The following is a 5328-nucleotide window of genomic DNA, read 5'->3' as shown; positions in this document are numbered from 1 at the left end:
CACCCCCGTCGTCACCCTCGACGCCCGACGGCGCGACAGCGCCAAGAGCGCCCTCATCACCCTCGTCGAACACGCCCTCCTCGCCCGCCTCCGCTGAGCGCGGCCCGCAGGCCGGCAGCCCCGGTGTCCCGCCAGCCCGGCGGGGCACCGGGGCACCTGCGCACGCGGGGGGTGTCGTCCGAGCGGCCCGCGCAAGACCCCTGCATAAGCAGCGGATAACAGTTCGGTAGGCATTTTGTGATCAACAGTGACTCTGCGTAGCGAATCAGCGCCACTCAGCGCCAGAAGACCACAGTTTTGCGCCATCATGTCGGCGAATGTCCTAAATGTTCCGCAGCAGGGCGCCCTCAGTGGCTGTTTGTCCCCCATCCCTGCACGTGCTGAAATTCCAGCTACCCCTAAATCCCGTACGGCAGTCCCACCCGGCAGCGGGCAGCTGCCAGGGGTAGCGCTGGATTGATCCATGGCCGCCAATCGGCCGAGAGGTTGTTGTCGAGTGAGGCGTAAGCAGCAAGTCGCCCCGCAGCGGCGCTCCGAGCCCCGCCAGAGCGAGCCGAACGGTAACGCAACGGACCAGGCCGGATTCTCCGCGTTCACGCCGGGCCAGGAGCGCCCGCCGGCCGCCAGGCCGCAGCCGCCGGCCCCCTCCACGGAGCGCCGCAGCGGCGGCTCCGCGGACGAGGGCGACGGTGGCAAGGGCGGAAGCCGGTACGAGTTCCTCCGGCCCCGTAACTGGCGTGTGCCGGCCCGTCTGATCGCGATCCTGATGATCCCCGTGATCATCGGACTGGTCTTCGGCGGCCTGCGCGTCAACACCTCGGTCGACGGCTACGTCAAGGCCTCGCGCGCCGAGAAGGCCTCGCGTCTGGCCAAGGCGGCCACCGAGCTCGCCGAGGCGCTGGAGAACGAGCGCGACAAGACGATCAGCCCCATCCTGACCGGCCAGGATCCGAACGGCGACGTCGTCAAGACCCGTGCGACCACGGACGCCGCGCTCAAGGCCTACAACGCGGCCTACGACGCCACCGACAAGTCCGGTGAGCTCCCCCACCGCCACGCGTCCTTCCAGAGCCTCGTGATCTTCCTGCCGCACCTGCGCGACAACGCCTACAAGCCGGAGCTGTTCGCCACCGCGACCCAGTCCGCCTACTCGACGATGGTCGCGCCGCTGCTGGCCTACGACAACTCGGTCGGCCTCGGCAGCACCAACATCACCAGCAAGGGCCGCGCGATCTACGCCATGTCGCTGGCCAAGGCCTCGGCCTCGACCCAGCGCGCGCTGATGCTCCAGCTGCTGGTCGGCATATCCGCGCAGTCCACGACCCGGTACGAGAACGTCGACCTGATCCAGCAGCTCCTGGTCTCCCAGAAGCTGGAGCAGGTGTCGATTTCCGAGTTCAACACCGGCAGCTCCCCCGAGGACGCCAAGCGGTACTCCGACGCCCAGGTCGCCCAGGCCACCGCCGACCAGCGGTCCGCGTTCCGCATGCCGAACGGCAGCGTGCCCACCATGACGGGCCTGATGGCCCTCGGTGCCGCGTACAGCCAGGCCGCCGCGGAGGGCCAGTCCAAGGGCAAGGCCGCCGCCGACGCCGCCTTCAACGAGGCGAAGAACTCCGGCCTGACCAAGGAGAACTGGGAACAGGCCGCCAACACCCACATCGCCACCCTGCGCGCCACCGAGGTCGCGCTGCTGGACGACGTCCTCAACGACGCCGCGGACCTGCGGGACAACGCGCTCTACGACGCCATCCTCAACTCGGCGATCGTGCTCGCCGCGCTGGTCCTCGCCGGTGTCCTCACCGGCTACGTGGCCCGCTCGATGATTCTCGGCATGCGCACCCTGCGCAACGCCGCCCTGGAGATCGCCGACCACCGCCTGCCGGAGCTGGTCGAGAAGCTGTCCAAGACCGACCCCGAGCGGGTCGACACCTCGGTCATCCCGATCCCCCTGCACGGCAAGGACGAGATCGGCGAGGTCGCCCGGGCCTTCGACCAGGTCCACCGGCAGGCGGTCGAGCTGGCCGCCGAGCAGGCCCTGCTGCGAGGGAACGTCAACGCGATCTTCACCAACCTGTCGCGTCGCAGCCAGGGCCTCATCCAGCGCCAGCTGGCGCTGATCACGGACCTGGAGAACAACGAGGCCGACCCGGACCAGCTGGAGAACCTCTTCAAGCTGGACCACCTCGCGACCCGTATGCGCCGCAACGGTGAGAACCTGCTCGTCCTCGCGGGCGAGGAGGCCGGCCGCCGCTGGAACACCCCGGTCCCGCTGGTCGACGTGCTCCGCGCCGCCGCCTCCGAGGTGGAGCAGTACGAGCGCGTCGAGCTCGCCGGCATCCCCGAGGCCGAGGTCGTCGGCGCGGCCGTGACCGACCTCGTCCACCTGCTCGCCGAGCTGCTGGAGAACGCCACCTCGTTCTCCAGCCCGCAGACCCGGGTGCTGGTCAACGCGACCCGCCTGCCGGACGGCCGGGTGCTGGTCGAGATCCACGACAAGGGCATCGGCCTCACCGCCGAGGACTTCGCCGAGATCAACGAGAAGCTCGCCGAGCCGCCCACGGTCGACGCCACCATCTCCCGCCGCATGGGCCTCTTCGTGGTCGGCCGGCTCTCCCAGCGGCACGACGTCCGCGTCCAGCTCCGCCCCTCGGGCGAGTCCGCGGGCACCACCTCGCTGGTCATGCTGCCGCCGTTCCTGACCCAGATGGGCGCGGCGCCGGAGCCGGAGGAGCAGTTCACCGTCTCCCGGATCTTCGCCGACCAGGAGCCCGCCCAGGCCGACTGGGCCCCCGCGGCCCAGAACCAGCCGCGCAGCGCCGCCGAACTGGGCTTCGACGACCACCTGACCGGCAACGGCAGCGCCGGCTCCAGCGGGTTCAGCCCGGCCCTGGAGGCCGTCCAGCGCTCGCAGCGGCTCGACCAGGTCCGCCGCGCCGCCCTGGAGGCCGGCCCGGAGACCGCGCAGATGCCGCCGGTGGTCGACGCCGAGGTCGAGGAGGAGTACCCGGCGTACGGCCGGCGCAACGACGAGACCTACGCCCAGGACGACCAGTACGGGCAGCAGGGCTACGAGCAGTCCGGCTACGCCGACGAGCAGTACGGGTACGGCCAGGACGAGTACGCCGCGAACGGCTACGGTCAGGACGGGTACGGCCCGGACGCCTACGGCCGGCTCCCGCAGCAGGGCTACGCCGACGACCAGTACGGCCAGAACCAGGGCCAGGACGACCAGTACGGTCAGTACCAGGACTACCAGGGCTACAACGACGGCTACGCCGACGAGCAGTACGGCCACCAGGCCGAGGAGGCCCCGGCCGGCCACCCGTACAGCCCGGAGACCCCGGCGCTGCCCGCGGCCGAGCCGTCCACCACCCTGCCGTCCGGCCTCCCGCAGCGCCGCCCCGGCCAGCAGCTCGCGAGCGGCGGCCCCGGTACCGCTCCGCACCAGGGCGGCCAGGACAGCGGCGAGACCCCGAACTGGTTCGCCGGCGCCAAGGACACCTCGGCGCCGACCGAACCGCGCGGACACGAGGTGTCCGCGCTGGGCGGGTACGGTCCCACCGGACCGACCGGCCCGACCAGCGCCGCCTGGCAGTCGCCCAACGACGGCTCCTGGCAGCGTGCCGAGCAGCTCCGCGAGCCCGCCTCCGGTGGCACGACCCCGGCGGGCCTGCCCCGCCGGGTGCCCAAGCAGAACCTGGTGGCAGGCAACGCCAAGCCCACTCCGCAGGACGGGCCGCAGGTCTCCCGCAGCCCCGAGGAGGTCCGTGGACGCCTCACGAACCTGCGCCGCGGTGTGGAGCAGGGCCGCAGCGCCGGCAACACCGGAAGCTTCCGGATCGACCCCGATCAGGTAGACCCGTCCGGCAACGGACAGCAGAACCGCAGCACCGATCTCTTCGGCGGCTCGAACCACCAGGAGCGTTGAGTTGAGTCAGATGAGCCAGGCCGCACAGAACCTGAACTGGCTGATCACCAATTTCGTGGACAACACCCCTGGGGTGTCGCACACGGTGGTGGTCTCCGCGGACGGCCTCCTGCTGTGCATGTCCGAAGGTTTCCCCCGCGACCGCGCCGACCAGCTCGCCGCCGTCGCCTCCGGCCTCACCTCCCTCACCTCCGGCGCCAGCCGGATCTTCGAGGGCGGCGAGGTCAACCAGACCGTCGTCGAGATGGAGCGCGGCTTCCTCTTCCTGATGGCCATCAGCGACGGCTCCGCCCTCGCCGTGCTCGCCTCGCCGGACTCCGACATCGGTCTGGTCGGCTACGAAATGGCCCTCCTCGTCGACCGCGCCGGCGCCGTCCTCACACCCGCACTTCGCGCAGAACTCCAGGGCAGTCTCCTGCACTGACGGTTCGTCGGATACCGTCCTGGTATTCGAAGCACCTCCACGGCCGTCCCGGGCCCGCTTCGGCGGGCTCGGGTTCGGACGTTGTACGGCTTCGCACCACCGGCTGGGGACCTGTGCCCGAGCTCGCACCGCACCGCCGCACCTTGTGAGGAGAGGAACCGTGACACCGCCCGACGACCGCAGCGGCCAGTACGGCGTTCCGTACCCTGGCACAGGCCATGACGCTTTCGGAGCCCCCGGCGTCGTCGGCCACGGTCAGCAGTACGGCCAGCAGTACGGACAGCAGCAGTACGGCCAGCAGCAGCACCAGTACGGTCAGGCCCAGGAGCAGTACGGCCAGTACGCCCAGCCGCAGCCCTCCTACGACTCGCCACCGGCCGGCTTCCCGGCCCAGGACGGCCACCTGCCCGGCCGGCACGCCGGCCACGCCGCCCCCGGCCAGAGCCCCGACCCCGGCTACGCGCCGGCCGAGGAGCCCGGGTACGCCGAGGAGTACGAGGACGACCACGACTCGGGCCCGCTGATCCGGCCGTTCGCGATGACCGGCGGGCGAACCCGCCCGCGCTACGAACTGGCGCTGGAGGCGCTCGTCTCCGCCAGCGTCGACCCGCAGCGCCTGGCCACCCTGCTCCCCGAGCACCAGCGGATCTGCACCCTCTGCACCGAGGTGAAGTCCGTCGCCGAGGTCTCGGCGCTGCTCTCCCTTCCCCTGGGGGTGGCCCGCATCCTCGTGGCCGACCTGGCCGAGGCCGGCCTGGTCGCCATCCACCAGCCCGCTTCCGGCGGCGAATCCGGAAACCAGCCCGACGTCACGCTGCTCGAAAGGGTCCTCAGTGGACTTCGCAAGCTCTAACGCGGCCGCCCCCACCCGCGCCACCACCTCGGCGAAGATCGTCGTCGCAGGCGGTTTCGGTGTCGGCAAGACCACGCTCGTCGGCGCCGTCTCCGAGATCAACCCGCTGCGCACCGAAGC

3 protein-coding genes and 2 pseudogenes are annotated in these 5328 nt (G+C 71.1%); all 5 read left to right on the top strand.

The annotated features are described in order from the left end of the window. Nucleotides 1-97 (top strand): annotated as a pseudogene (locus ACZ3YO_RS39690) (ATP-binding protein); the annotation flags it as partial. Nucleotides 98-496: 399 nt separating this feature from the next. Continuing rightward, nucleotides 497-3931: a sensor histidine kinase gene (locus tag ACZ3YO_RS39685; RefSeq protein WP_465579132.1), complete on the top strand. Its 3435-nt coding sequence runs from the start codon at nt 497-499 to the stop codon at nt 3929-3931. Nucleotides 3932-3941: 10 nt separating this feature from the next. Further along, nucleotides 3942-4355 (top strand): roadblock/LC7 domain-containing protein, encoded by a 414-nt coding sequence (locus ACZ3YO_RS39680; RefSeq protein WP_097236138.1) that lies wholly within the window; start codon nt 3942-3944, stop codon nt 4353-4355. Nucleotides 4356-4515: 160 nt separating this feature from the next. Then, entirely contained in the window at nt 4516-5208 is a 693-nt protein-coding gene (locus ACZ3YO_RS39675; protein WP_396326153.1) for a DUF742 domain-containing protein, read from the top strand. Continuing rightward, nucleotides 5189-5328, top strand: a pseudogene (locus ACZ3YO_RS39670) (ATP-binding protein); the annotation flags it as partial. The gene ACZ3YO_RS39675 and the pseudogene ACZ3YO_RS39670, both read left to right, overlap by 20 nt.

Source organism: Kitasatospora sp. NPDC022785 (assembly GCF_055561295.1).
This window is presented reverse-complemented; position numbering and strand designations above follow the sequence as displayed.

Coding starts and splice junctions, on each gene's coding strand:
- ACZ3YO_RS39680 (WP_097236138.1), top strand. CDS start 3,942: ATGAGCCAGGCCGCACAGAACCTGAACTGGCTGATCACCAATTTCGTG.